Annotated in this window: 25 protein-coding genes; 5 read left to right on the top strand and 20 right to left on the bottom strand. The window is 32.3% G+C overall.

Annotated elements, in window-relative coordinates; all coding sequences use genetic code 11:
- The first annotated feature begins 13 nt into the window (after nucleotides 1-13).
- Nucleotides 14-457: a thioredoxin family protein gene (locus H277_RS0106835; RefSeq protein WP_019974840.1), complete on the top strand. Its 444-nt coding sequence runs from the start codon at nucleotides 14-16 to the stop codon at nucleotides 455-457.
- Here H277_RS0106835 and H277_RS0106830 read toward each other — a convergent pair.
- Nucleotides 447-2,411 carry a ComEC/Rec2 family competence protein gene (locus tag H277_RS0106830; protein ID WP_019974839.1) on the bottom strand — a complete coding sequence of 655 codons (1,965 nt, stop codon included), beginning with the start codon at nucleotides 2,409-2,411 and terminating at the stop codon, nucleotides 447-449. The genes H277_RS0106835 and H277_RS0106830 overlap by 11 nt on opposite strands.
- Nucleotides 2,412-2,486: 75 nt before the next feature.
- Here H277_RS0106830 and H277_RS0106825 point away from each other — a divergent pair, with 75 nt between their 5' ends.
- Nucleotides 2,487-2,924 (top strand): DUF2141 domain-containing protein, encoded by a 438-nt coding sequence (locus H277_RS0106825; protein ID WP_033422595.1) that lies wholly within the window; start codon nucleotides 2,487-2,489, stop codon nucleotides 2,922-2,924.
- A gap of 14 nt (nucleotides 2,925-2,938) precedes the next feature.
- On the opposite strand, the gene H277_RS0106820 is transcribed toward H277_RS0106825, so the two are convergent.
- The 5 genes from H277_RS0106820 to lpxB all read right to left on the bottom strand — a co-directional run bounded on the left by H277_RS0106820 (nucleotide 2,939) and on the right by lpxB (nucleotide 7,133).
- On the bottom strand, nucleotides 2,939-4,297 hold the full coding sequence (locus tag H277_RS0106820; protein WP_019974837.1) for an outer membrane beta-barrel protein: 1,359 nt from the start codon (nucleotides 4,295-4,297) through the stop codon (nucleotides 2,939-2,941).
- Nucleotides 4,284-4,841 (bottom strand): RNA polymerase sigma factor, encoded by a 558-nt coding sequence (locus H277_RS0106815; protein WP_019974836.1) that lies wholly within the window; start codon nucleotides 4,839-4,841, stop codon nucleotides 4,284-4,286. Before H277_RS0106815 ends, H277_RS0106820 begins: the two co-directional genes overlap by 14 nt.
- Nucleotides 4,842-4,858: 17 nt before the next feature.
- Nucleotides 4,859-5,311, bottom strand: coding sequence for a hypothetical protein (locus H277_RS0106810; protein WP_019974835.1), 453 nt, complete (start codon nucleotides 5,309-5,311; stop codon nucleotides 4,859-4,861).
- Nucleotides 5,312-5,332: 21 nt separating this feature from the next.
- Entirely contained in the window at nucleotides 5,333-5,773 is a 441-nt protein-coding gene (locus H277_RS0106805; protein WP_019974834.1) for a hypothetical protein, read from the bottom strand.
- Between the two features lie 247 nt (nucleotides 5,774-6,020).
- Nucleotides 6,021-7,133 carry a lipid-A-disaccharide synthase gene (lpxB, locus tag H277_RS0106800; protein ID WP_019974833.1) on the bottom strand — a complete coding sequence of 371 codons (1,113 nt, stop codon included), beginning with the start codon at nucleotides 7,131-7,133 and terminating at the stop codon, nucleotides 6,021-6,023.
- Between the two features lie 100 nt (nucleotides 7,134-7,233).
- On the opposite strand from lpxB, the gene H277_RS0106795 reads away from it, so the two are divergent.
- Entirely contained in the window at nucleotides 7,234-7,743 is a 510-nt protein-coding gene (locus H277_RS0106795; RefSeq protein WP_019974832.1) for a DUF2480 family protein, read from the top strand.
- Between the two features lie 53 nt (nucleotides 7,744-7,796).
- Here H277_RS0106795 and clpB read toward each other — a convergent pair whose 3' ends face one another.
- From clpB to epsC, 3 genes are all read right to left on the bottom strand, one after another.
- Nucleotides 7,797-10,409 carry an ATP-dependent chaperone ClpB gene (clpB, locus tag H277_RS0106790; RefSeq protein ID WP_019974831.1) on the bottom strand — a complete coding sequence of 871 codons (2,613 nt, stop codon included), beginning with the start codon at nucleotides 10,407-10,409 and terminating at the stop codon, nucleotides 7,797-7,799.
- Between the two features lie 159 nt (nucleotides 10,410-10,568).
- Nucleotides 10,569-11,477 (bottom strand): cysteine synthase A, encoded by a 909-nt coding sequence (gene cysK, locus H277_RS0106785; RefSeq protein WP_019974830.1) that lies wholly within the window; start codon nucleotides 11,475-11,477, stop codon nucleotides 10,569-10,571.
- Nucleotides 11,478-11,490: 13 nt separating this feature from the next.
- Nucleotides 11,491-12,264, bottom strand: coding sequence for a serine O-acetyltransferase EpsC (epsC, locus tag H277_RS0106780; RefSeq protein WP_019974829.1), 774 nt, complete (start codon nucleotides 12,262-12,264; stop codon nucleotides 11,491-11,493).
- A 332-nt stretch (nucleotides 12,265-12,596) separates the two neighbouring features.
- On the opposite strand from epsC, the gene H277_RS0106775 reads away from it, so the two are divergent.
- Nucleotides 12,597-13,022 (top strand): DUF2147 domain-containing protein, encoded by a 426-nt coding sequence (locus tag H277_RS0106775; protein ID WP_019974828.1) that lies wholly within the window; start codon nucleotides 12,597-12,599, stop codon nucleotides 13,020-13,022.
- Between the two features lie 152 nt (nucleotides 13,023-13,174).
- On the top strand, nucleotides 13,175-15,010 hold the full coding sequence (locus tag H277_RS0106770; RefSeq protein ID WP_019974827.1) for an ABC transporter ATP-binding protein: 1,836 nt from the start codon (nucleotides 13,175-13,177) through the stop codon (nucleotides 15,008-15,010).
- Nucleotides 15,011-15,073: 63 nt separating this feature from the next.
- On the opposite strand, the gene H277_RS0106765 is transcribed toward H277_RS0106770, so the two are convergent.
- The 11 genes from H277_RS0106765 to H277_RS0106715 all read right to left on the bottom strand — a co-directional run bounded on the left by H277_RS0106765 (nucleotide 15,074) and on the right by H277_RS0106715 (nucleotide 26,556).
- A complete protein-coding gene (locus H277_RS0106765) occupies nucleotides 15,074-16,303 on the bottom strand; it encodes a 3-phosphoshikimate 1-carboxyvinyltransferase (protein WP_019974826.1) in 1,230 nt (409 codons plus the stop codon).
- A gap of 2 nt (nucleotides 16,304-16,305) precedes the next feature.
- On the bottom strand, nucleotides 16,306-16,632 hold the full coding sequence (locus tag H277_RS0106760; protein ID WP_019974825.1) for a nucleotide pyrophosphohydrolase: 327 nt from the start codon (nucleotides 16,630-16,632) through the stop codon (nucleotides 16,306-16,308).
- A gap of 88 nt (nucleotides 16,633-16,720) precedes the next feature.
- Nucleotides 16,721-18,724 carry a transglutaminase family protein gene (locus H277_RS0106755; protein WP_019974824.1) on the bottom strand — a complete coding sequence of 668 codons (2,004 nt, stop codon included), beginning with the start codon at nucleotides 18,722-18,724 and terminating at the stop codon, nucleotides 16,721-16,723.
- 16 nt (nucleotides 18,725-18,740) lie between these two features.
- Nucleotides 18,741-20,636: a DUF3857 domain-containing protein gene (locus tag H277_RS0106750; protein WP_019974823.1), complete on the bottom strand. Its 1,896-nt coding sequence runs from the start codon at nucleotides 20,634-20,636 to the stop codon at nucleotides 18,741-18,743.
- A 22-nt stretch (nucleotides 20,637-20,658) separates the two neighbouring features.
- Nucleotides 20,659-21,108 (bottom strand): D-aminoacyl-tRNA deacylase, encoded by a 450-nt coding sequence (dtd, locus tag H277_RS0106745; RefSeq protein WP_019974822.1) that lies wholly within the window; start codon nucleotides 21,106-21,108, stop codon nucleotides 20,659-20,661.
- Between the two features lie 159 nt (nucleotides 21,109-21,267).
- Complete coding sequence (locus H277_RS0106740; protein ID WP_019974821.1) at nucleotides 21,268-21,540, bottom strand: hypothetical protein; 273 nt, start codon at nucleotides 21,538-21,540, stop codon at nucleotides 21,268-21,270.
- 145 nt (nucleotides 21,541-21,685) lie between these two features.
- A complete protein-coding gene (gene rsgA / locus H277_RS0106735) occupies nucleotides 21,686-22,606 on the bottom strand; it encodes a ribosome small subunit-dependent GTPase A (RefSeq protein WP_019974820.1) in 921 nt (306 codons plus the stop codon).
- 6 nt (nucleotides 22,607-22,612) lie between these two features.
- Nucleotides 22,613-23,692, bottom strand: coding sequence for a bifunctional 3-deoxy-7-phosphoheptulonate synthase/chorismate mutase type II (locus H277_RS0106730; RefSeq protein ID WP_019974819.1), 1,080 nt, complete (start codon nucleotides 23,690-23,692; stop codon nucleotides 22,613-22,615).
- 58 nt (nucleotides 23,693-23,750) lie between these two features.
- A complete protein-coding gene (locus H277_RS0106725; protein WP_019974818.1) occupies nucleotides 23,751-24,599 on the bottom strand; it encodes a prephenate dehydrogenase in 849 nt (282 codons plus the stop codon).
- Nucleotides 24,596-25,738, bottom strand: coding sequence for a pyridoxal phosphate-dependent aminotransferase (locus tag H277_RS0106720; RefSeq protein ID WP_019974817.1), 1,143 nt, complete (start codon nucleotides 25,736-25,738; stop codon nucleotides 24,596-24,598). The genes H277_RS0106725 and H277_RS0106720 overlap by 4 nt, the downstream gene beginning before the upstream one ends.
- A complete protein-coding gene (locus H277_RS0106715) occupies nucleotides 25,735-26,556 on the bottom strand; it encodes a prephenate dehydratase (RefSeq protein WP_019974816.1) in 822 nt (273 codons plus the stop codon). The genes H277_RS0106720 and H277_RS0106715 overlap by 4 nt, the downstream gene beginning before the upstream one ends.
- Between the last annotated feature and the right edge of the window lie 43 nt (nucleotides 26,557-26,599).

Here is a 26,599-nt window from a genome sequence, read left to right as displayed (position 1 = left end):
TAGATTGAAATTTATGAAATCAAGCTTAGCAATCGCTGCCCTAATTTTATCATCATTTCTTTTCGGACAAGAAATTAAATGGTTGTCATTAGAAGAAGCAACAAAAGAAATAAAGGCACATCCGGAAAAACCTGTATTGATTAATTTTTATACAACTTGGTGTGGATTCTGTAAGCGTTTGGACAAAGAAACTTTTACAGATAAGAAGGTGACGGAATATGTAAATAAAAATTACATTCCGGTAAAATTTGATGCTGAAACGAAGGATATGGTAAAATTTTTAGGAATCCAGTATACGTACATTGCACCGGCGAAAGCGAATTACATGGCCTACGCCTTTACGAACGGGCAATTAAGCTATCCTGCGACTGTTCTGATGAATGGAAAAGGAGATGTTAATAAAGTCGTTTTAGGTTTTCGAAGTTCTTCTGATTTCATAAATGATATCAAAATTTAATCAAGAAATAACCTCTTTCTGAGGTTTTCCATAAAACAGAATCAGACGTTTTTTCGAGTTCTGTAACAATTGAAGGGTAATTGCTGGCATCAGCAATTACCCTTTTTAATTTGTCCGTGTTTCCAAAATTATACATTCTCGATTGATGGATTAATACATAAAAAGGAGTATCAGTTGGCTCTTCATTGATTAATAATTTAAAAGAATCAGTTTCGATAGAATTTGGATGTTTGATAAAATTCGGATGAGTAAAACTTGAGTCATAAGAATAAAATGTAATGTTCTTGATTCGTTGATGAATTTTATAAGGTTTAATCGTATAATCATAGGTTATTTGATCAAGTGGCTCTCTACTTAGAATGGATAAATTTCGTTGATTTCTGATTCCAATGATGCTATTTTTGTACTGATTAAAAATGATTAATTCATTTGAATTATTTAAGTGAAAAACCTGATAAAACCGATCAACTTCCAAAAGGAATAAACTTATAACACAAACAAATAGCGCCTTTTTAGATTTTTTAAGTAATAGAGGCTTTAAAGAATACAGTATTACACCAATCAAAACAGATGTAAACAAGCTGATGTGAACATCTTTAGAAACAAATTTAAAACTGGACAACCAGTAAATATATTGATTAGAACAATAAATAAGTTGATTGAAGGTCCAGGTATAAACCGGAATGTTAAAATCAAAAATAACCAGAATAATACTTATAATTCCACCACAAATCATCAAAAAAGAAGCAGGGATTAAGACTAAATTTCCGAATAAGAATAAGCCTGAAAATTGATTAAAATAATAGAGTGAAACAGGTAGAGTTCCTAATTGAGCTGAAATACTTGTTTCAATCATCACTTTTATTTTTCTGAAAAAACTGTTTTTTATTTTCCAGTAATACTCTAATATCGGGTTGAGCCAAACAATGAAAAATACAGCCGAAAAACTCAGCTGAAATCCAACGTCAAACAAGAAGTTTGGTTGAAAAATCAGAATGATAAAGGCAGAAAGGGAGAGTGTATGGAAAATATTTTTAGGACGATGGAGCAACTCACTGATATAATAAATCGAAATCATCAAAGCAGAACGAAAAACAGGAGGTTGTAAGTCAACATAATAGGCAAAAAGCCAGATACAGAGTAAACTGATAATAATTCTTATTTTTCTACCATTTTTTAGTGTGAATAAAGGTTGTAAAACAACTTGTAAAATCATATAAATCATCATGACATGTAGTCCGGAAATGCATAGGATGTGAACGACTCCGGCGGTAATGTAACTTTCATTTAATTCATTTGGAAGCTCTGTTCTATCTCCTAGAAGTATCGAAGAAATAATAGCCCTGCTTTCAAGTGTGTAACCTTGTTTTAAAAGCGTATTTCGTATTTTTACTTTCGATTTTGCTGCCCAATTCCCAAAACCATTTCCTTCTTTGTGGATAGAAATAATTTCGTTTGAAAATATTTGTGAATAAATTCTTTTTCTATTTAAGAAACGTTTGTAATTAAATTGATATGGATTCAGAGGTTGTTCAATTTCATTCATCTTTCCATGAACAATAATCTCATCATTAGGATATACTATTGGCTGTTGAGGTTGTAAATAGAGTAAAATTTGTTGGTGTGTTTCGATATCTTTCGCGGCATATTTTACATATTTTTCAGAAGAATCAAACTTATAAATGATTTTTAAGAAATGAATTTCGGAATCTGTATTTAAGTCAATATTCTGATGTTGATTATAGTTTTGATGAATATAGTAGCCTAAAATAATGGAAATACCTAAAAAAGGAATGATATTTTGACGATTATTATTTTTTAACAAAGAGATAAAAAGTAGAATAATTAATAGGAAAAATATAATTCGTAAATTTGTTGCAGGAATTAATAATTCAGAAATAATTATTCCAATTGAGAAACAGATTGTTAAGGTAAAAAAGAGGTACTTTTTCATCCTAATAATTTAGAATAATATTTACAGATAGTAGGTTTTAAGTATTTGTAAATAAGTTGATTAAAAAATTAAGAAATGAAGAAAATTTTTATAATAGTTGTGTTATTTTTTACTCAAATAGTCATGGCACAGATTGATGTAAAATTGTCTATCACAAATCTTAAGAAAATGAAAGGGAATTTGGCAATAGAATTTTATAGAAATGTAGAAAATTATACAAAAGGTCAAAATGCGTTCAAAAAATTATATGTTCCTGTTGCTGATATAGACAAGTATGAGACGGTTTTCAAAGATATTGAACCAACATTTTATGCGGTGAAAGTATTTTTGGATACGAACAACAATAAAAAACTGGATAAAAGCTTCTTGGGAGTCCGGAAAGAACCTTATGGGTTTTCTAAAAATCTAGATCCTATTTTGCGTGAACCTACTTTTGAAGAAGCAAAAGTGGAAATGACAGAAGAAAATAATACAATTTTGATTAAATTAAATAACAATAAAGGCGAAGAATAACTTCGTCTTTTTTGCTAAAACTTAATTGAAAAACCTATATTTAGTCCTAACAATGAAGGATTTTTAGCATCTACATTTTGAAGAGGATTTAACATATATCGGTAATTCGGTTCAAGATTTAAACTCGATTTGTTGGATAATATGTACTCTAATTTTACACCGGCATTCGCACTATAACTCATAGTGTTTAAGTTGTTTGCTTTACCTAATGTATACTGAGATCTTGAATTGGCATCTGTCAATGAAATGGAATTTTTAGTCACGACATAATAACTTCCTCCTGCAGTAGCCAAAAGGTTAAACTTATCAAAACTAGCTAATCTATATTCCATCTCTAACGGGACTTCGATATAATGAATTTTTTGCTCCATATTACTCGATTGAGAAGTCAACATAGTTGTTGCAGGGTTTTGATGACCAGGCGTGTTGGCAATTACCCTAATATTGCTATTGTAAGTAATGTTAGTTGAAGAATTGAGATTTATATTATTTGAAGAAATAGCATAAACACCAGTATTAATCCCAGAATTTATATTATTCGTCTGCTGCTCTAATTCAACTTTGGCAATTCCGGAGCGTATATTCAATTTATCATTCAAACGTACAGAAACTTTTGCTCCATAAGCTACAGTCATATTATTTTTAATGGTATGATCATTAAATTCATTGGCTAAAATAGACTTTGATTCTAACATCATTGTAGGGTTTATATAAGAAGAAACAGCTAAAATAGGAGACATCTTTTTGATCTCAATTTTTTCGTCTTGTTTCTTTTTTTCTTCTTCAAGAACTAATTCTAAAGGTTTTTCGTCTTTAGCATTTGTACTAAATTCTTTTTTCTCAGTTTCATTATTTTGTAATGCCGAATTCTTTGTTTGAATAGATAATTCATGCTGAATAGAATTATTTAAAGCTAAACCAGGGGTTAAACTTTCCTTTTGTTCATTCTCCTTATTTGTGGAAAATAAATGGGCTTGTTCAATACGATGATTTAAATATTGAAATGAATTGTTGCCTAATTTTTTGGAATGATTAATTTGCTGATGAACAGGCTTATTGACGTTTTCAACAGAGTTTTGTTCTTCACTATTTTTTATAGAAGGCAAAGGGTTTTCAGAAGAAGTTGTCTTATTGTTTACAACTTCATTCGAGGGAATGTTGTTGATGTCGATAGATTTATTCTGATTAAAATAATAAATACCAATTCCGGCAACTAAACATGCAGCTGTAGAGCCAATCCAATAAAAAATAGGAAGGAGTCGTTTTTTCTTTTCCTTTTCATCCAATTTTTCTTGGATATTTTTCCAAGCATCCATCGGAGGAAGTTGAGGTTGAGATAGTTTCTCTTTAATATGTTGATCAAATTTCTTCATCTTCTGTGACAGTTTTTAAAAAATTAAGTTTTTGTTTTAATAAATTTCTAGCTCTTGATAAGTTTGATTTTGAAGTGCCTACTGAAATGGTTAGCATTTCTGCAATTTCTTGGTGGGAGTATTCTTCAAAAACGTAGAGGTTAAAAACTTGCCTGTATTGTGGAGGAAGATTATGAACAGCTTCTAGCAATTGTTGATAATCAAAATCTTGTTCAAGTTCATCGTCGTCTTCATGTGTTGCAATGAGGTTTTCGTAATTTTCAAATGGGAGAGGATTTTTCTTTTTAAGTTTCTCTAAGTTGAGATTTACCATAATCCGTTTCATCCATCCTTCAAAAGAACCTTCAAATTTGAATTGATTTATTTTATTGAAAATAAGAATGAAACCCTCTTGAAAAACATCCTGAGCATCTTCGTAATTTTCAGCATAACGAAGACATATCGAGAATAAAACAGAGGAAAACTCAGCGTAAATTTCTTCTTGAGCTTTTCTGTTTTGTTCTTGACATTGCTTGATTAAGTATTCAAGAGAGTCGTTATTCAAATTTATTAGACTTTATTTTAGTTCGCTTTAATTTCTAGAACTTCTTCAATATAAATATCTTTTGTTGGATCGATTGCGTCTTTACCTGCCCAAACTCTGATGGTGTTTCTTCCTGCTTTTTTAGGTGTGAACTTGTATGTTTTGGTTACTGATTTCTTTTCATCAACACATGTACTTCCACTAGATTGTGTCCCATATGCGCCAATGTTTTGTATAGAATCATTACCACCTTTCAAGGTTTGGAAAGTAACAAATTTTTGACAAGAATTATTTGTTGTAAAAGTAACGTGAACATTTGTTTGTTGCCCAACCGGTTGAATAGAATCTTGATTGACATCTATTTTGGTTCCAACAAAGAAACCATCGATTGTGTATGAATTATCGCTATCATCAGTATTTAAACAACTAAATGCTGTAAAACCTAACATTCCTACAAAAGCTAAAGTGCTTAATCGTTTGATTATTTCCATATTATATAATTATTTTAGAAGCTATTTTTTGATATCTAAAACGATAGAATCGTTAAATGTGTCTTTGTTATTTTCATCTTTTCCTGTCCAAAACTTCAATTTATATTTTCCTACTCTCTTAGGTGTAAACTTTAAAGTTTTAGATTCAATACTTGTTGAAGGTAAACAATTTTGACCATTTTTTTGAATACCTAACACTCCGATATAATGAACAGAATCATTACTACCTTGTAACAAGCTAAATTGAGCAAATTCTTGACAAGAATTTGTTTTAGAAAAACTAACTTTAATATTTGTCGTTTGATTTACAGGTTGAATAGAATCTTGGTTGACAATTACTCCTTTTGTTGCAAAGTAACCATAGTTTGTGAAATCTGAATTATCGTCATTTAAACAGCTAAATGCTGTTAATCCTAAAAATCCTGTTAAAGCAAACAGGCTTAATCGTTTCATTAATTTCATGGTATGAGTTTTAATTTGTTATAAAAGTAAGATTTAGATTTTAGGAAAGGTTGCGTGAAAATTTAAAATTTAACATAAAAAATAAAAATCCTCCTGATTATCAGGAGGATTTATTTGTTAGAAAAGGTTGTAAACTTTAGTCAGATTAATCCGAAACATTTTAATAATTAGAATCTGAATGACATCTATTCTTTACTAGAGTTTAAAACCAATAAAAGGTTGCGTTAAGCTTCTATCTTTTTTTAGTTTATTTTTTTAAATCCTCAACAATTAGATTTGCAGTTCTTTCGGAAGCTCCTATTCCTCCAAGTTTGTGGTATAATTTTTCATAGTCTTGGAGAATCTTTTCCCGTTTTGGAGAGTTCAGGATTAAATTTAATTCGCGCTTAATATTTTCATAGGTTAAATCGTATTGAATCAGTTCTTTTACGACTTCTTCATCCATAATTAAGTTAACTAATGAAATGAACCGTATATTTTTGACCACGCGTTTTCCTATCTCATAAGAAATGGGATTTCCTTTGTAACAAACAACTTCCGGAACTTTTAATAAAGCAGTTTCTAACGTTGCGGTACCGGATGTAACCAAGGCTGCGTAGGAAATACGTAATAAATCATATGTTTTGTTCTCCACAATTTTCAGTTGATTTCCTATAATTTTTTTATAATTTTCAACGGGTTGAGATGGAGCACCTGCAACAACAAATTGATAATCCGGAAAATCTCTTTCAACAGAAAGCATCAAAGGTAATTTGACTTTTATTTCTTGTGTTCTACTTCCGGGAAGTACTGCAATAATGGGCCTTTCGTCTAAATTATGATCTTTTCTGAATTGTTGTTCATCAATTGGAGGTAGATGATTTAAAGAATCTAACAAAGGATTTCCAACAAAGTCAACCTTGTAATCATAGCGCTGATAAAATTCTTCCTCAAATGGAAGAATAACAAACATTTTATCGACAACTTTTTTGATTTTATGAACGCGGCCTGTTTTCCAAGCCCATATTTGAGGCGAAATATAATAATAAACTTTTATGCCGAGATTTTTTACAAATTCAGCAATTCTTAAATTGAATCCAGGATAATCAACCAAAATTACAGCATCTGGTTGATAAGCTTCTATATCATTTTTTGCAACAGAAATATTTCCTAAAATTGTTCTCAAATTCATGAGAACCTCCGCAAACCCCATAAAGGCTAAATCTCTGTAATGTTTTACCAATGTTCCACCTTGTGTTTGCATCAAATCACCTCCCCAAAACCTGAATTCAGCCTGTGGATCTTTCTTTTTTAATTCTTTCATTAAGTTCGAGGCGTGTAAATCGCCTGAAGCTTCACCTGCAATGATATAGTATTTCAATGGAAATAATTTTTCTTCTTACAAAGATAGGAGAAATCTATAAGCGGATGGGATTTCAATGTTTTTTATTCCGTAAATTTACTCGTTCAAACAAAGAAAAATGTCAGACGAAATTATAAATAAAGTTGCCAATAGTAGTTTAGTTACAATAGACTTGCAAGATTATTATCCGGATGGGGAACGTTTAGTTTTTGACTTGAAGGATTGGTTATATGAAGAATTGATTCTTAAGGAAAAGGATTTCAGAGAAAATCTGAAAAATCATGATTGGACACAATACCAAGATAAGTATGTAGGAATTACATGCACAGCGGATGCTATTGTACCGTCTTGGGCTTATTTACTGGTTGCGACTTATTTGTCGCCGGTTGCAAAGCGTGTTGTGCATGGAAGTTTACAAGATTTAGATACTATTTTGTATACAGAAATTGTAGATCATTTGCCATATGATGAATATGTTGATGGAAAAATAATTGTCAAAGGATGTTCACATAAACCTGTCCCGGATTCGGCATATATTCAATTAATCGAACGATTACAGCCAATTGCCAGTTCCTTAATGTTTGGAGAAGCATGTAGTACGGTACCTTTGTATAAAAAGAAGAAATAAAAAAATCCGCTCCATGAGCGGATTTTTTTGCACATTAATAAATCGTCATAATATTATTGATTTGTTCTGAAAACTAATTTATTATCTCCAGGTTTTTCTTCGAAATAATCGATTAAAACCGCATCATTATCATTGATCGTACCTTTCAAAATTTCTTTCGAAAGTTCATTCAATACATCTTGTTGAATAACTCGTTTTAATGGTCTTGCTCCAAACTGAGGATCATAGCCTTTTCTAGCCAAATAATCAACAGCTTCCGGTGTGATATCTAATGTAATATCGCGTTGCGCTAGTTTTTTAGAAACACCATTCAGATAGATATTTACAATTCCGGAAATTTGATTTTCGCTCAATGGACGGAATAAGATAATTTCATCAATACGATTCAAAAACTCTGGCCTGAAATTTTGTTTCAACTCTTCAAAAACAACATCTTTTGTTTCGTTGTAAATTTGTGCGACATTATTTTCGTCAATATCAGAGAACTTATCCAAAATTGTATGTGAACCAAAATTCGATGTCATGATGATAATCGTATTTTTAAAATTCACCACACGACCTTTGTTATCTGTCAAACGACCATCGTCTAAAACTTGTAACAAAATATTGAAAACGTCCGGATGAGCTTTCTCAATCTCATCTAACAAGATGACAGAATAAGGACGGCGGCGAACAGCCTCTGTCAATTGTCCTCCTTCATCATAGCCAACATAGCCCGGAGGTGCCCCAACCAAGCGAGAAACGGCGTGACGTTCTTGATATTCAGACATATCGATACGTGTCATTGCATTCTCATCATCGAATAAAAATTCAGCCAACGCTTTTGCTAATTCTGTTTTACCAACTCCTGTAGAACCTAAGAACAAGAATGAACCGATTGGCTTTCCTTCGTCACTTAGGCCCGCACGAGAACGACGAATAGCATCAGAAACAGCTGTAATTGCTTCTTCTTGTCCTAAGACACGTTTGTGTAATTCACTTTCTAAATTCAATAACTTTTCGCGATCAGATTGCATCATTTTTTGTGCAGGAACACCAGTCCATTTTGATACAACTTCAGCAATATCATCCGCGTCAACAAACTCTTTTACCAGTTTATTTTGTTTATTTTCTTCCAGATTTTTTTCAGCATCTTCCAAATCTCTCTTTGCATTTACTAAATCTTCAAATTCTAATTTTGAAGCTTTTGCATAATCGTAATCACGCTTTGCACGTTCAATTTCGAATTTTATATTTTCGATACTTTTTCTTAAATCTTGTACTTCATCTGCTCGATTTCTTTCCGCTTCCCATTTCGAATTCAATTGATTTCTTTCGTCTTGAAGATTCGATAGTTCTTCTTTCAAAAGATTCAATTTCTTTTCGTCATTTTCACGTTTTATAGCTTCAATTTCGATTTCCAACTGAATGATTTTACGGTCTAATTTATCCAAATCTTCAGGTTTTGAATTCATCTCCATTCTCAATTTAGAAGCAGCTTCATCCATCAAGTCAATCGCTTTGTCCGGTAAAAAACGATCTGTAATATACCGTGTTGATAATTTAACCGCAGCAATAATGGCCTCATCTTTTATACCAATTTTATGGTGTTGCTCATATTTATCTTTAATACCGCGTAAGATGGAAATGGCAGATTCTTCATCCGGTTCTTCCACCATTACTTTCTGAAAACGACGTTCTAAAGCTTTATCTTTTTCAAAATATTTTTGATATTCATTCAGCGTAGTTGCTCCAATTGAACGAAGTTCTCCGCGAGCTAAAGCCGGTTTCAAAATATTGGCTGCATCCATTGCTCCTTCGCCACCACCACCAGCACCTACTAATGTGTGAATTTCGTCAATAAATAAGATAATTTCCCCGTTAGAGGCTGTTACTTCTTTTACAACTGCTTTCAAACGTTCTTCAAATTCACCTTTGTATTTTGCTCCGGCAACCAAGGCTCCCATGTCCAATGAAAAAATCTGTTTATTCAAAAGATTTTCAGGAACGTCTCCGTTGATGATACGGTGTGCTAAACCTTCTGCAATAGCAGTTTTACCTACACCGGGTTCACCAATCAAGATAGGATTGTTTTTGGTGCGGCGTGATAGAATTTGCAAGACACGACGAATTTCTTCATCTCGCCCGATTACAGGATCTAATTTCCCTTCTTTTGCTAAATCTGTTAAATTTTTAGCGTATTTATTTAATGAATTATATGTTCCTTCTGCATTTTCAGAAGTTACTCTTTCTCCGTTTCTCAATTCTGTTACTAATTTTTTTGTGTTTTCAAATGTTACACCCCTATTTTTTAATAATTGGCTTACAGGTGATACATTTTTAATGATTGCTAATAGTAAATGTTCTAAGGTGATAAAATCATCGTTCATGTCCTTTGCAATCTCTTTTGCAGATTGCAAAATTTGATTAGATGAATTGGAAAGATGATTTCCTTGTTGCCCCTCTATTTTTGGATATTTGTTGATTTCTAAATCCAGTTCAGGTTTCAATAAATCCATTTTTACACCTTGTTTTTCGAGGATTAACGATAAAACATTCTCATCTACATCTATCATTCCTCCTAAAAGATGGGCCGGTTCTATGGCTTGATTTTTATGCTCAACAGCAATCTGTTGTGCAGACTGGATCGCTTCGCGACCCTTTATTGTAAATTGATTAAAATCCATTGGTTCTTAGTTTTTTATATTGGTTTTGTACGCTCTTATTTCATCAAAAAAAATTCCAAAGTAAGATTGGAACTAAAAAACTGACTTTTTGGCTTTGTTGAATAAAAAAAGGAGACATTTTGACAATATCTCCTTTTTTTATTTTATGCGTATGGAAAGTTAAAATAAACCTTCTACAGATAAGTAACGTTCACCTGTATCATAGTTTACCGTTAATATTTTTGCGTTTTTTTCGATTTCATTTAGTTTCTTAGCAACAGCAGCTAATGAAGCACCTGTTGAAATTCCAACAAACAATCCTTCTTCTTTTGCTACTTTCTTGGCGAATTCAAAAGCTTCTTCTTTTGTAATTTGAATAGAGGAATCAACAATTGTTGTATCTAAATTTGCTGGAATAAACCCTGCACCAATTCCTTGAATGGCATGTGGTCCGGGATTTCCTCCCGAAATAACAGGAGAATCTGCCGGTTCAACAGCAATAACATTTGTCGTTGCGTTAATTTCTTTTAAAGCTTTTCCAATTCCCGAAAGATGTCCTCCGGTTCCAACTCCTGTAATAAGGTAATCAACTCCTTGTGGAAAATCGAGAAGAATTTCTTTTGCAGTTGTATTATAATGGACAGCTGGATTTGAGTTATTCTCGAATTGTTGGGGAACCCAAGCTCCTTCTATTGTATCAGCTAATTCTTGTGCTTTTGCAATGGCACCTTTCATTCCTAGTTCTTTTGGAGTCAAAACAAATTCAGCTCCATAAGCTTCCATTATTTTACGACGTTCTATTGACATGGACTCGGGCATTGTAATAATCATTTTGTATCCTTTTACAGCAGCTACAAATGATAATCCAATACCTGTATTTCCAGAAGTAGGTTCTATTATTGTTCCTCCAGGTTTTAAGATTCCTGCTTTTTCAGCATCTTCAATCATTGCCAAAGCAATACGATCCTTTATTGATCCGCCCGGGTTTTGTTTTTCTACTTTAATGTAAACATTATGATTAGGAAATAATTTATTTAGTTTAATAATTGGTGTATTTCCGATGGTTTCTAATACATTGTTATAAATCATTGTGAATAGGTTTTTAGATGATATAATTGTGATGTTGTTCTACTTTTTGTTTTTTGATTTGCAGTTGATGTTCTTGGTAAACAATAGAATTTTTTTCAATACTTTCAGTTATCCAAACATTTCCACCGATAACAGAGTTTTCTCCAATAATAGTCGTGCCTCCTAGGATAGTTGCCCCCGCATAGATTGTCACATTATTTTCGATGGTTGGATGACGCTTCTTGTCTGCCAAATTTTTGGAAACATAAAATGCACCTAATGTAACGCCTTGGTATATTTTAACATGATCTCCAATAATTGTTGTCTCTCCAATCACAATCCCAGTTCCATGATCGATATAAAAATTTTTACCAATTGTTGCGCCTGGATGAATATCGATTCCGGTTTTTGAATGAGCATATTCAGAAAAAAATCGGGGAAGAATAGGCGTTTCAAGTTTATATAGAATATTCGCCAAACGATGAATGGCAATTGCAAAAAAACCTGGATAAGCTAAAATGATTTCAATTTCCGATTTAGAAGCAGGGTCATTAGAATAAAATACGAAAATCAATTCTTCCAATTCTTGTTTAAGTTTTGCAAATTGTTCAAAGAAATAAAGACTAATTTTATTTGATTTTTCTTCAGGCACAATTTTTAATAAAATAGAATTGAACCGATTCAACAAATTTTCTTTCTTATAAGAAGGATTTGGTTGCTGAAAAATCTCATCATAAATAATGGAATCAATTAAAGGTTCTAATTCCTGTTTTTTAAAAGGCAAACTGTATTTTGATTGTTGGCTCATTTTTAATTTATAAAACTCTACTGGATTAGTAGACAAATATATTGTTTTTTTTTATTTCGCCTAATAAATTAAGCTGAAAATCTATTTTTTTAGGAAAAAGTATACATTCAAAATATTATTATGTTGGCATAATAACACACTGTTTTGACTTTTATTAATAAAAATAAATGTGATTTATTTAAAAATAATAAATGAATTAATGTGTTGATTATAAGTTTTTTGCGACTTTTATGTTGTTGAAATAGGATTAATTTTATAAAAAATAAAGCATAGTGTTTTATTTACACTAAAAAAGAGTTATTTTAGTAAAATAAATTTTAAAGGATAAAAATATGAAAAAATCAATTTTATTTGGATTATTCTTTATGTTGACATCTTTAATGTATGCGCAATCGCCAATTGGAACTTGGAAAACAATTGATGACGAAACGAAACAGGCGAAGTCTTACGTAGAAATCTTCGAGAAGGATGGGAAACTTTATGGTAAAGTCACTAAGATTTTGACAAAAGGAAAAGAAGATGCTAAATGTACAGATTGTTCAGGGGCATTAAAAAATAAACCAATTTTAGGAATGCAAATTCTTTCCGGTCTTAAAAAAGATGGAAAAGAATGGACAGGAGGAAGAATCCTAGATCCTAATAACGGAAAAGAATACAAAGCAAAAATGTCATTAAATGGCAATGACAAACTTGATGTCAGAGGTTTTATTGGAATTTCACTTGTTGGAAGAACGCAAACTTGGCACAGAGTTAAATAAAAATCAAAACAAAAACGAAAAGGTTACTCTGAGTAATCAAACCCACAAAATTTTACTCTATAATGACTATTTCTTAAAAAAGAATAGTCATTATTTTTTTGTGTAAATTTGTGGTTTCAAAATTTATTTTTTGAAACGACTAAAATATTTGAATGAGTTTAACTAAAAGAGCGTTTGCTTACGCCAAACCATATAGATCTTCGTTTGTAACAGCGATTATATTCAATTTACTTTACGCACTTTTTAATGTAATTGCTTTGGCCTTTATGATGCCTATTTTAGGTGTTCTTTTTGGCGAAAAAAATACAGCTGTTATTTCTAAACCAATATATTCAGGAAGTTTAGGTGACTTGAAACAGTTTTTTTCAGATTATTCGGCTTACTACATGAACGAAGTTTCGCAAACTGAGGGTCCCGTTTATGTATTGGCGATTTCTTGTGTAATTTTTATTGCAGCATTTTTGTTTCGAAATATTTTTAGTTTTCTTTCAGAAACCTGTTTAGTTGATTTACGTTCAGGGGTTACACGCGATTTGCGAGTTGATATTCACAATAAAATTATCGATTTGCCTGTTGCATATTTTACTGAAAAACGAAAAGGGGATATGATTAACCGTATTTCGAGTGATGTAAATGAAGTAGAGTCGAATATTTTAAATTCTATTGTAGAGATTGTACGTTCACCAATTATGATTATTGTTTTTGTAGGCGTATTATTTACCGTAAGTTATCAATTGACAATTTTTGCAATTTTGGTTTTCCCAATAATGGGAACAATCATTTCTTTGATAGGAAAGAGTCTTAAGAAAGCAGCAGAACATGCACAAGATGAATTGTCAAACATAATAACGTATGTTGATGAAACCTTGACTTCGTTAAAGATTATTAAGATTTTCAATGCTGAAAATCAAGTAAAAGGCCGTTTTGATAAATCAATTAACCGGTACAGAAAATATCTTCAAAAAGTAATGAAGAAAAGAGCTTTAGCATCGCCTACAAGCGAATTTTTAGGAGCAATTACGATTGGACTGATCGTATTTTTTGGAGGAAAATTATCTTTAGAAGGAAATGGATTGACAGGTTCTCAATTCATATTTTATATAGCGACTTTTTACACTTTATTGGATCCTATTAAACGTTTTTCAAAAGCTTTATCAGATGTTCAGAAAGGAGAGGTTTCTGCTCAACGTATTTTTGAAATTTTAGATGCAGAAGTTTCAATTCAGGATTTGCCTGATGCGAAAAGCATTGAGGTATTTGAGGACAAAATCGAATTTAAGAATGTAACATTTGCATATGGTAAACATGATGTCATTAAAGATTTTAATCTCACCATTAAGAAAGGAGAAACGGTAGCTTTGGTGGGGCAATCAGGTTCAGGAAAATCGACTTTGGCAAATTTGATTACACGGTTTTGGGATGTAAAATCAGGACAAATCTTAATTGACGGAATCGATATTAAACATATAAAATTGCAAGATTATCGCATGTTGTTTGGATTAGTAACGCAAGATTCAATTCTATTTAATGATTCAATTTTTAATAATATTTCTTTGGGAGATAAATTGCCTAATCAAGAAAGAGTAGAGCACGCTGCTAAAGTTGCAAATGCGGAAGAATTTATTGTTAAAATGCCAGAGAAATACCAAGAATCAGTAGGTGAAGGAGGAAATAAACTTTCAGGAGGACAGAAACAACGATTAAGTATTGCGCGTGCGGTTTATAAAAATCCACCAATAATGGTTTTGGATGAAGCAACATCAGCATTGGACACGAGATCTGAAAAACTGGTACAAGAAGCCTTAAATAATATGATGCAAAACAGAACTTCTTTGGTTATTGCACATCGTTTGTCAACGATTCAGAATGCTGATAAGATTGTTGTGATGGAAGCCGGAAAAATAATTGAAGAAGGAAATCATCAATCGCTTATCGAGAAAAAAGGCGTTTATGCGAATTTAGTGAATATGCAGAGCTTTAGTGAATAATGTTTTCATTTCAGACTAAACTAAAAAAAGCTTCAAATGTGAAGCTTTTTTTATTCATCTATTTTATATTGATTTGATTTCGAATCCTAATTTTTTCCAATCTTCCCAGAAAGTTGGATATGATTTTTCAACCACCATTTCATTGTTAATACGAATTGGTTGTAGTTGAGCCAAAGGCGCCATACACATCGCCATTCTATGATCATTATACGTCTCCAAAGTAGGAATTTCGTTATCATCTTGATAGCCATCAATCGATAAGGAATCCTCTGTTATAGTAATAATTGCACCAAATTTTTCCAATTCAGTTTTGAGTGCAACCAAGCGATCTGTTTCTTTAATTTTTAAAGTCTCCAAACCGGTTAAAACACAATTTACTTTTAGACCTACACAAGTAGCTGCAATAGTTTGTGCAATATCCGGAGTATTGATTAAGTTTAATTCAATAGCTTGTTGCAATTGAAATTCGGGATTGTGTTTTAGACTTAAAACGCCATTCTCAAAAGTTGAAATTACACCAAAGTTTTCAGCATAAATAACTTGTAGAGCTGAATCCCCTTGTAAGGAATTTTCGAAATAAGTTGAAATTTTAATTTCAGAATTTTTTGATAAAGCGATTAAACTATAGTAATAAGAAGCTGAACTCCAATCAGATTCTACTTGTAAAGTTTGAGGTTGAATAACTTCTGTAAAAGGAATCTGAATAGTATTTCCTTTAAAAGCGGCTTTAATTCCAACTTTATTTAACAATTGGATTGTCATTTGGATGTAAGGAACTGAAATGACTTTCCCATCAAGATTTATTGTTAATCCATTCTCTAATTTCGTCCCAATTAAGCACAACGCAGTAATGTATTGCGAACTAATATTAGAGGGAATGGTAATGGAATTTTTCTTTAATTTGGTTCCAATGATTGTCAAAGGTGGATAACCTTCATTTTCCTGATACGAAATTTCTGCACCCAATTCATTCAATGCGTCCACCAAAATTTTAATCGGTCGTTGTTTCATTCTCTCAGAACCTGTTAACGTAACCTTTCTTCCTTCTTGAATAGAAAAATAAGCTGTTAAGAAACGCATTGCAGTTCCGGCATGATGAATGTCAATTACATCCGTTTTATTTGCTAAAGCTTTTTGCATTAATTGTGAATCTTCAGAATTCGAAACGTTTTCTAATGTTAAAGCATTTTCAAATAATTGATTCAATAATAACAAACGATTACTTTCACTTTTAGAACCTGTTATTGCTAATTGAGAATGTATGGGAGATTGGAGTGCTGAAATTTCAATCATATTTATTTTAGTTTGTCGTTGTTTTGATGGCGGTTGTGGTCTCGTTTTGTTTTGTAATCTAATTTTTTGTAGAAAGCAGATTCTAAGTCTACGCCAGTCTGATTGGCTAAACAAAGTGCAACAAAAATAACGTCTGCCAATTCTTCTCCAAGATCCTTATTTTTATCTGATTCTTTTTCTGATTGTTCACCGTAACGACGAGCAATAATACGAGCAACCTCTCCAACTTCTTCCGTAAGTTGTGCCATGTTTGTTAATTCGTTAAAATAGCGAACACCATGCTCTTTAATCCAGTTATCGACATCTAATTGTGCTTGTTTAAGGCTCATTTATTTAAAATTTTAAAAAGATAAAGGTACAAAAATAAAAAGCCAACACGAGGTTGGTGTTGGCTTTATTAATCGTTTAGAATATTTTTTATTGTTTCACTAAAATCACTTGCTGACTTTCTGCATGAATGATATTTGTTAAAAAATCTTTCAAAGGTTTATAGTATTGAGCAGGTAAAGTACTGTAAGGGATCACTTTTTGTGCTTGAGCAATAATGAAACCGTCTTTTTCAATCACTTTACAGACATATCCTCCGGCTTGATCAGGCATTGTAAATTGCTTTTCTGTTGGCAATGATTCCACTTTATAACCTTCCGGGATTTTAATTTTCACTGTGTTTGTGTTTGTTGTAGGCGCCCCGAATTCTATATTATAATTGCGTTGTTCTAAGTTCAGATGATGTTTAGTATTTGCAACAAAAAGAAACGGATTGAATAATATTTTATTTCCGGCTACATCAGCTTTTACATCATCAAATTTGAATTGATGGCGAATAACGTTTTGTTGATTGTCTTGCGTTTTGAAATCGGAAATCTCAAAATTATAATCCTCTATATATTCTTTTTCAAATGCTTTTGGATCATTTGCAATTTCACTTTTGTCGAACATGTAAAAATAATTGTCACGAACATTGGAGAAAGTACCTTTTAATGTGCCATCGGCAATCAGATCAGCAGTGATAGATATTTTATTGTTGGTCATGATAGAATTTCGCAAAGGAATTTCTTTAATTCCTTTATCATTAACCAGAAATCCTCGATCATTAATTGCTCGAATTGGTAATAAATTAATTTGTGCATTTTTATCTGTTGCATCCATTAAATAAAATTCACCGTCCACAGCAGCACCTACAATGACATAATTTAATTTACTGCGAGAAGGAAACGAATAATTAATAAGTCCATTCTGTAAAGTGCTTAGTACGATAGGATTTGCATCAATTCCGGCTTTGCGCAACATAGCAGTTAGCATCAGGTTAATATCTGCAGAATTTCCGGATTTTTCATTGAATGTTTTTCGAATTCCTTTGTCTGTATATTCGCCTAGATAATCATTCCAGGTAACCGCTGTTTTGACATAATCAAATATAGCTTGCGTTTTTTGAATATTCGTTGTTTTCCCTGTAATTGTAGAATTTACCGTTTCATCTAAAAAACCGTTTCCATTTAACTGACGACCAAAATTCTCGTGATCCATCAAATCTTTACCAATGCGTTCCCAAGTTGTTGAAAAATTTTCGATAGTACGACCAGGAGCTTGATAAGAAGCTAATTCAAACTGAATACTTGCCAACATGTTTCTTGGATTAAGAACATATGCTTCACGAGAATAGGAAGGAAGATCTGACAAAGAATACTTTTTTTCATTAATGGTTAACTCATAAGAACCTTGGGACAGCTGTTTATGGTGAAATTCGTTGATATTAAATCCACCTTGTTTATATGTTCCGGTTTCTTTTTTACTGTTATTAGTTATTTTAGGAGCAAATCCACCTCTTAAATCTTGTTGATAGTTAAAATATTCTTGGTTTTGTAACGTGAAGTTACTTGCAACAACAGGAACAGACTGCTGGAAATACCATGTATCAGTTTGTCCATAAAAAGGAGAGACGATTTCATAAGAGTATTCTAAGATTGATCCGTTCTTTACATTAGGGAATGTAAAAGTTTGCTTATCCATAAAGCGATGCACTTTGTCTAAGAAAATATCTTTTTTCTCAACTTTTTGTTCCGTTATTTTTCCTCCGTCAAGGTTGTAAGTAATAGCTTTTAGGGATAATAATTTATCTTGATCTGATCCTGAACTTTTATACAAAGGAATTTCAACTTTCAAAACATCGTCTGGTGTTTTATCTTTATCGAAAACAATAATTCGATAAAAAACTTTTTTTGTTTGTTCAATACCTCCTTGAGATGTATTAAAATTAATTTTGTAATTACCATCTGCATATAAAACTTCAGCCGGAGCATCTGCTTGAATGGTACTTGTTGTTTTTTCGAAATCTTTTTTCGAAATCTTTCCAAATTTGACTTCTTGAGCAAAACCGGAAATTGTAGCAACAGATGCTACGATTGTAAATAAGGTCTTCATATGAGTAATTAGTGTGTTATAATTTTTCTAAAAGTAGTTTCGTGTTATCATATCCGGCAATTTGTCTGCGAAATTCAACGTAGTCGTTGAACTTTTCTTTTGGAAAATTGCCAGGAAATTGTTTGTAGATACGTTTGATTTCTAAATTGGATTGGTCTTTTGGGGTAATTTCTAAAAGATATTCACCAAAGGAAGATTTAGCTGTCACAGCATCAAATTTTTGAGGCAATTTATACCCCACAGGAAGCGTAAGTGTATATGATACTTCGTCTACGTATCCCGATTCAATTTTAAAATCAAATTTTCGCTCTTTTACTTTTTTTAATGACGTTTCTTCTCGGTTGATGGGAATCATATTGATGATGATATTATTTCCCTGAACTTTTGCATAATTAGGAACGGTAAAATCAAAATTTGAAGTGAAAATGGCATTTTCCCAATCATTTTCAAATTCTTTTTTCTTGAAATGAATACCTTGTAACGAAGAAAAACGATTTTTTAATCGTAAATCAAGCTCCTTATCATTCAGTTGATTAAATCTTGCGAAGTTTTCGTATATCAATCCTTTTGAGGTTTCAGTGAACTGTAAACTCAACGTTCCGTCAGGAGCGATTGTAGCTGCTCCATGAACCAGTAATTGATTGTCTTCCGGAAGAAATTTTTGAGAAGAAATAATTTTTCCTCCATTTTCATCCAGAATAAAAACTTTTCTATTCGCGGTAAAATCACCTAAATAATTGAAAGCAGAAGTTTGACTTGTTGTTTCCAGCCAAATATCTTCGTCTTTTAACGGAACATATAAGATAACATGATCACCTTGTAAGTACATCATATCTTCTGTCATGTCCTGAGGAGAAGAACCGGAATGAACTTCTGTATAATAGGATTTGATGCCTACAGCATCTAACATGGACATGGTATAGTTTGTCAGTGCTTTACAATCGCCATAACTTTTACTTTCAACATAAGAAGCAGGAAAAGGAGAAAGTCCTCCGATACCAAGTTGTACACCAATGTAACGGACTTTATGTTGTAAATGTTTGTAAAGAATTTGAACTTTTTCCCGATCCGATTTTGCATCTTTTACTAAATTTCGGAAGAACTCTTTTTGAGTCGGACTAAAATCCTGTTTTCCTCCGACTAAGCTTTCAAATGTCCATTTTCCATAATCATTCCAATTGTCGAATGTCCCTTTTACACCGTCAATACTGATTTGATTAGAAGCTAGAATTGCATTCGGGAAAATATTTTTTGGGCTAATCATCCTCTCTTCTTCATTGAAAGCAGGAATGTTATCGAATGTATATTTCAGGTTATTTGTGTCTCCTTCTTTCTGAATATTAAATCCTGTAAAATTATTTTCTTTCAGACGAATAACGGAATTGGTTTTATTTGTAAAAATATAAGATGATTTTTCTACAGATAAATTTGAGGCTTTAACAGGAAACCATTTCGGAATTCCAATTGTATTTTTACTCGTCTTCGCAATCTTATAATGAATTGTATACGGATATTGTGTAGGTGTAAAATTGAGGTATTTTATACGGTCATCTGTATACATTTGTCCATTACTGACATAACTTTGATCACTGAAATCTTTTGATTTGAATTTTTTTAATTCTTTTCCATTTGCATCATATAAAGTTGCTTCAAGTACATCAATTTTGATATTCGGATTATAATGTACTTGTGTACCGACGTAATTATCACCGGCTTTACTCAAAACGGTAACGACAGCATCTTCGGTGTATTTGAGTTCATCAACTTTCAGTAATTCAATTTTTTCGTCATTTTTTCGAACAACAGCATAAGCATCTTTTAGCAAATCAGCAGGAATTTGATCTACGGCATAATTTTGAGCAAAAGAAAATGAACCAATTAAAAAAGTTGTAAAAAGTAGAGTGTGTTTCATTCAATATAAGTTATTCATTAGATTATTCTTTATTTTTTGAATCAATAAAGATAGTGACTGGACCATCGTTTAATAATTCAACTTTCATGTCTGCTCCAAAGATACCTTTTTCTACAGGCTTGAAATTACGTTCTATAACATTCAAAAACGAGTGATATTGTTCGGTAGCTAAATTAGGTTTTGAAGCTTTGATGTAAGAAGGGCGGTTTCCTTTTTTGGTAGAAGCATGTAAAGTGAATTGTGAGACAACTAAAATATCACCATCAATTTGTTGTACATCTAAATTCATCACACCATTTTCATCATTAAAGATTCGCAATTGAATGATTTTTTTTGCCATCCATTCAAAGTCTTCTTTTGTGTCTTCGGGCTCAAAACCAACTAAAGCTAAAATTCCGTTTTCAATTTTACCGGATATTTCCCCATCAATCATTACAGAAGCATGTTTAACACGCTGTAAAATCACTCGCATATGTATTGTTTAATATGATTTAAAAATCACTAGAAATTTAAGAAAAAATTATGAATTATTTTGAAAGGGATTTTATTGAAAGAAAAAGCGTTACAGCTCATAATGTATGTGTTGTAACGCCTTGTTGTAGTTTAGGTTAAGCAAGCAATCGCTTTGTGTTTAAGTTAATTGATTAAAATAGATTTCGTCATCAGCAATGATAGCGTAATCTAATTCATATAAATTAGAGATTTCTTTTGCGAAAATTAACTCTTGTTCAATATTGATTAATTTATCTTCTTTGTTTTCAACATCTACAAACTCTGCAATCCACAATTTATTCGGGTTCAAGGGTTTCCAATTTAAATCCTCTAAATGTGTTAGGAATTTTTCTTTTTGTTCTTTTGTACATTCTACAAAATCAAATGCAATTTGTATAGATAAGTTGTTCATCCGATTAGTTTTAACAAAAATAAAATGAGCTGATGATTTTTTTTTACGTGAAACCGTAATTTTAAAAAATAAAAAGCCATTTCAATTGAAATGGCTTTTTAATAATTATGTTATTTTATATAAAATAAGTTGGAAACAAGCCAATTTATTTATCAGTATAAATATCTTCTTCTAAGAACGTGAGATAATTTTCATAACGAGAAATTGCAATATCTCCGTTTTCAACAGCATCTCGAACGGCACATTTTGGTTCGTTGACATGAATACAATTATCGAATTTGCAATTGTGTTTCAATTCTAAAATTTCAGGAAAGTAACCTTGCAATTCAGATTTATCAATGTGTACTAAACCAAATTCTTTGATTCCCGGAGTATCGATAATGAAACCTCCAAAAGGCCATTCGTACATCTGGGCAAAAGTTGTGGTATGCTGTCCTTTACTATTGAAATCTGAAATTTCGTGTGTTTTTAAGTTTAAATCAGGGTTTAAAGCATTTAATAATGTAGACTTACCAACTCCCGAATGCCCCGAAACCAAACTTACTTTGTCCTTCATCTGTTCTTTTACCAAATTCAGATTCAAGCCTGTTTCAGCAGAAATATCTAAACTTTCATATCCAATAGAGTTGTAAATCGATTTGTAGATTTCCAACTCAGCTTTTTCCTCTTCAGTGTACGAATCCATTTTGTTGAATAGAATAACCACAGGAATATGATAAGCTTCGGCAGTAATTAAAAAACGGTCAATAAAACCAAAAGAAGTCTTAGGATTAGAAAGTGTAACAACCAAAAAAGCAACATCAATGTTTGAGGCAATAATATGTGTTTTTTTAGAGAGATTAACAGATTTTCTGATGATATAATTTTTCCGATCATGAATAGTTGTAATGACCGCGGTACCATCTTTATCAATCTCAAAATCAACCTCATCTCCAACCGCAATTGGATTGGTGTGCTTGATGTTCGCTATTCTAAATTTCCCTCTGATTCTAGCCTGATAAGTAGTACCATCTTCCGTAAGAAGATGGTACCAACTACCAGTAGATTTTATGACAATTCCTTTCAATATTGTTTAAATTTTTTCTTCTTTTTTAACCATAATTTGGTTTTGTTGAGCAACAGATTCCTGGTGAATTGCTTGCAATAATTTATCAATAAAATCCTCAGATAAACCTAAAGAAATTCCTGCTTTTACAGAATTATCTTTGATTTGTTTCCAACGATCCGGTTGAAAAACAGCAACATTGTGTTCTTTTTTTAATTCTCCAATAGAATTTGCAACTTTCATGCGTTGTGCAATTGTATCTAAAATAGAATTGTCCAGTTCATCAATTTGATGACGTAAATTTTCGATTCCGGTTTTGTAAATTGCATCCGGATCATCCGATTGACGAATTTCTAAATCTTTCAAAATCTCCAATAAACGTGCCGGTGTAATTTGTTGAGCTGCATCGGACCATGCTTCGTCAGGATTGTTATGAGTTTCAATCATTAATCCATTGTATTCGAAGTTGAAGGCTTGCTGCGCGACATCAAATAAACCGGTTCTGTTACCACAAATATGTGAAGGGTCACAAATAATAGGAACATTAGGCAATTTATTTTTGAAATCTAAAGCGATTTGCCATTGTGGATTATTACGGTATTTTGTTTTTTTGTAAGTTGAAAATCCACGGTGAATAGCACCTAAATTTTTGATTCCTTGACCTTCTAAACGTTCCAAAGCACCAATCCATAAATCTAAATCTGGATTTACAGGGTTTTTAACCAAAACAGTTTTGTCTGTACCGCGTAGAGCTTCTGCAATTTCCTGTACTGTAAAAGGGTTTACTGTAGAACGAGCTCCAATCCATAGAACGTCAACATCATATTCCAATGCTAATTTTGCATGATTTGCATTGGCAATTTCAGTCGCAATTTTCATTCCGAACTCATCTTTTACTTTTTTTAACCAGTTTAATCCGATTGCTCCAACTCCTTCAAAACAGTTTGGTTTTGTACGAGGTTTCCAAATTCCTGCACGAAATACCTGCACATAATCTTTGTCCAGATCTTCGGCAATTGTCATCATTTGTTTTTCACTTTCTGCACTACAAGGTCCAGCGATGATCATTGGTTTATCGTATTCTTTAATCCAGTTATTATTTTCCATAACGCTTACAAATTTAAGGTTTAATATTTATTTTATTTGAGAGTAAATTATTTATTACTTATTTATTTAATATTCGACGTATGTCGTTTGTGTTTTTTAGATATTGACGAATATCTTCCGTATTTTTTTCTTCAATCATTTTCCTGATTTTTGAAATTTGTGTTTGATAAGCATCAATTGCATCGAGTAAATTTTCCCGGTTTTGAATCAGGATAGGCGTCCACATATCCGGTGAACTTTTTGCTAAACGCACTGTCGATTCGAAACCGGAACCTGCCATATCAAAAATTGCTTCTTCGTTTTTTTCTTCCTCCAAAACCGTTTGTCCTAAAGCAAAAGATGTAATATGAGAAAGGTGAGAAACATAAGCAATATGAGCATCATGAGCCTCTGAAGTCATTGTTTTGACATTCATCCAAAGTGACTGATACATCTTTCTCACTTTTTTTACGGCTTCTTTTTCGCTTTCCTCAACATCACATAAAATGGCCACTTTGTTTAAGAACAACTCAGGAAAAGCGGCTTTCGGACCAGAGTTTTCAGTTCCTGCAATGGGGTGCGTTGCTACAAATTGCGTTCTTTTGGGATGATTCAAAACTTTCTTACAAATACCCGCTTTTGTCGACCCCATATCCATCACGATTGTTTTATCATTAATTTGATCTAAAATCTCAGGCAAAACGTTCTGAATAGAGTTAATAGGAACAGCAAGTACAACTAAATCCGATTGAGAAAGCGCTTTATCTAATTCGGCAACTTCATCCACAATTCCCAATTCGATTGCTTCTATTTGATGTTGAACATTTTTATCAACACCGATGATTTTTTCAGCAATACCAACTTTTTTTAAAGCTAAAGCAAACGAACCTCCGATTAGTCCTAATCCAATGACAGAAATTGTTTTCATGCTTCTAATCTTTTTTTGACTTCAATTAACTTCTCAACGGGTGCGCAAAGTGAGAACCGAATAAATCCTTCACCATTGCTCCCGAATATACTTCCGGGAGTGATAAATATTTTTTTGTTGTATAAAATATCATCTATAAACTCTTTATCATCTTTTCCTTCCGGAAGTTTTGCCCAAATAAACATTCCTGCTGCATTCGGATTATAGTTCACTTTTAGGATATCTGCTATTTCCCAAATTATTTTTCTTCGTTCAAGATAGATTTTTGTTAATTCGTTGTACCAGGAATCCTCTGCCAAAAGTGCTTTCGTAGCAGCTTTTTGTATCGCAAAATTCATTCCCGAATCCATGTTCGATTTTATTTTCAGAATGGAATTAATGAATTGTTCTTTTCCTATTACCATTCCTATTCGCCAACCTGCAATATTAAATGTTTTGCTCAAAGAATTCAGTTCGATACAAACTTCTTTGGCGCCTTCAATTGCTAATATACTTGTAGGGTCATCATTTAAGATGAAACTGTATGGATTATCATTTACAATTAAAATATTATGACGAGTTGCAAATGCGACTAATTTTCTAAGAACATCTTTCGGAGCTTTTGCTCCGGTTGGCATATGCGGATAGTTTATCCACATTATTTTTGGTTTTTGTTCAGCGAGCTTTTCTAATTGTTCAAAATCAGGAAGCCAATCGTTTTCATCTTTTAAATCATAGAACAAAGGTTCTGCCTGAACCAGTTCTGTTACAGATGTATAGGTAGGATAACCAGGGTCCGGAATCAAAACTTTATCTCCTTCATTCAAAAAAGCCATCGAGATGTGCATAATTCCTTCTTTAGAACCCATTAACGGCAAAACTTCTGTCGCTGCATTGACTTCTACTCCAAATTTATTTTTGTAAAAAATAGCCATTGCTTCTCGCATTTCCGGAATTCCACGATAACTTTGATAACCATTTATTCCACTTTGTGAATTTTTGATTAATTCCTGTATCACTTCCGGATGAGGTTGTAAATCCGGACTTCCAATTCCGAGTGAAATAATTGGAATATCTGTTTTCATGTTCGCTATTTCTTGTAATTTTTTAGAGAAATAGTATTCCTGAACACTTTGTAATCGTTGGGCCTCTGCTATCATTTTTTTCCCAGTTTATATTCGCCTAATATTTCTAAATCAGTTAATTTTCGTGCAATTTTCCCAAGCAATTCATAATATTGTTCTTTTTGCTCGAAGGTAATATCTATGTGAAAAGAGTATTCCCAAGGTTTTTCAATAATCGGAACAGATTGAATTTTATCCATATTAATTCTGCACTCCGCAATTTGATTCAATACATCAACCAAAGCGCCTGATTTATGTGGAACTGAAAATCGCATCGAAACTTTGTTGAAATTTTCGTAATCATTGTGTTCGCGTTGCAATACAAAAAAGCGAGTAAAATTATCCTGAAATGTTTGAATGCTTGCCGCTAAAATGTCCAATCCATAAACTTCTGCTGCTTTTCTCGAAGCAATTGCAGCGACGCCATTCAACTCTTGTTCAACAATATCTTTTGCGGTTAATGCTGTATCTATATCATTTACCACTCGCCAAGCCGGATGTTTTTCAAGGAACTTATCACATTGCAATAAGGCCATTTGATGCGAACGAACTTCTTTTATGTCCTCTAAAATTTGTCCTTTTTTGACCATCAATTGATGTTGAATGGATAAATAGATTTCACCGACAACTTTTAAATTATATTTTGTTAACAAAGCATAATTTGGTAAAATAGCTCCTGCAATTGTATTTTCTATTGCCATAATTGCTTTGTCAACTTTCCCCTTTGCAAGAGACTTTGCTAAAGTTTTGAATGTATCACATTCCACAATTTCGATCTCATTTCCTAAATAATTATTGGCTGCTTCGTGATGATATGAACCAATATAACCTTGTATTGCAACTCTCTCTTTCATTTTTTTCCACAAAAAAAGTCCCACAAAATGCGGGACTTTATAT

The sequence above is a fragment of the Empedobacter brevis NBRC 14943 = ATCC 43319 genome, from assembly GCF_000382425.1.
GTDB lineage: Bacteria > Bacteroidota > Bacteroidia > Flavobacteriales > Weeksellaceae > Empedobacter > Empedobacter brevis.
This window is presented reverse-complemented; position numbering and strand designations above follow the sequence as displayed.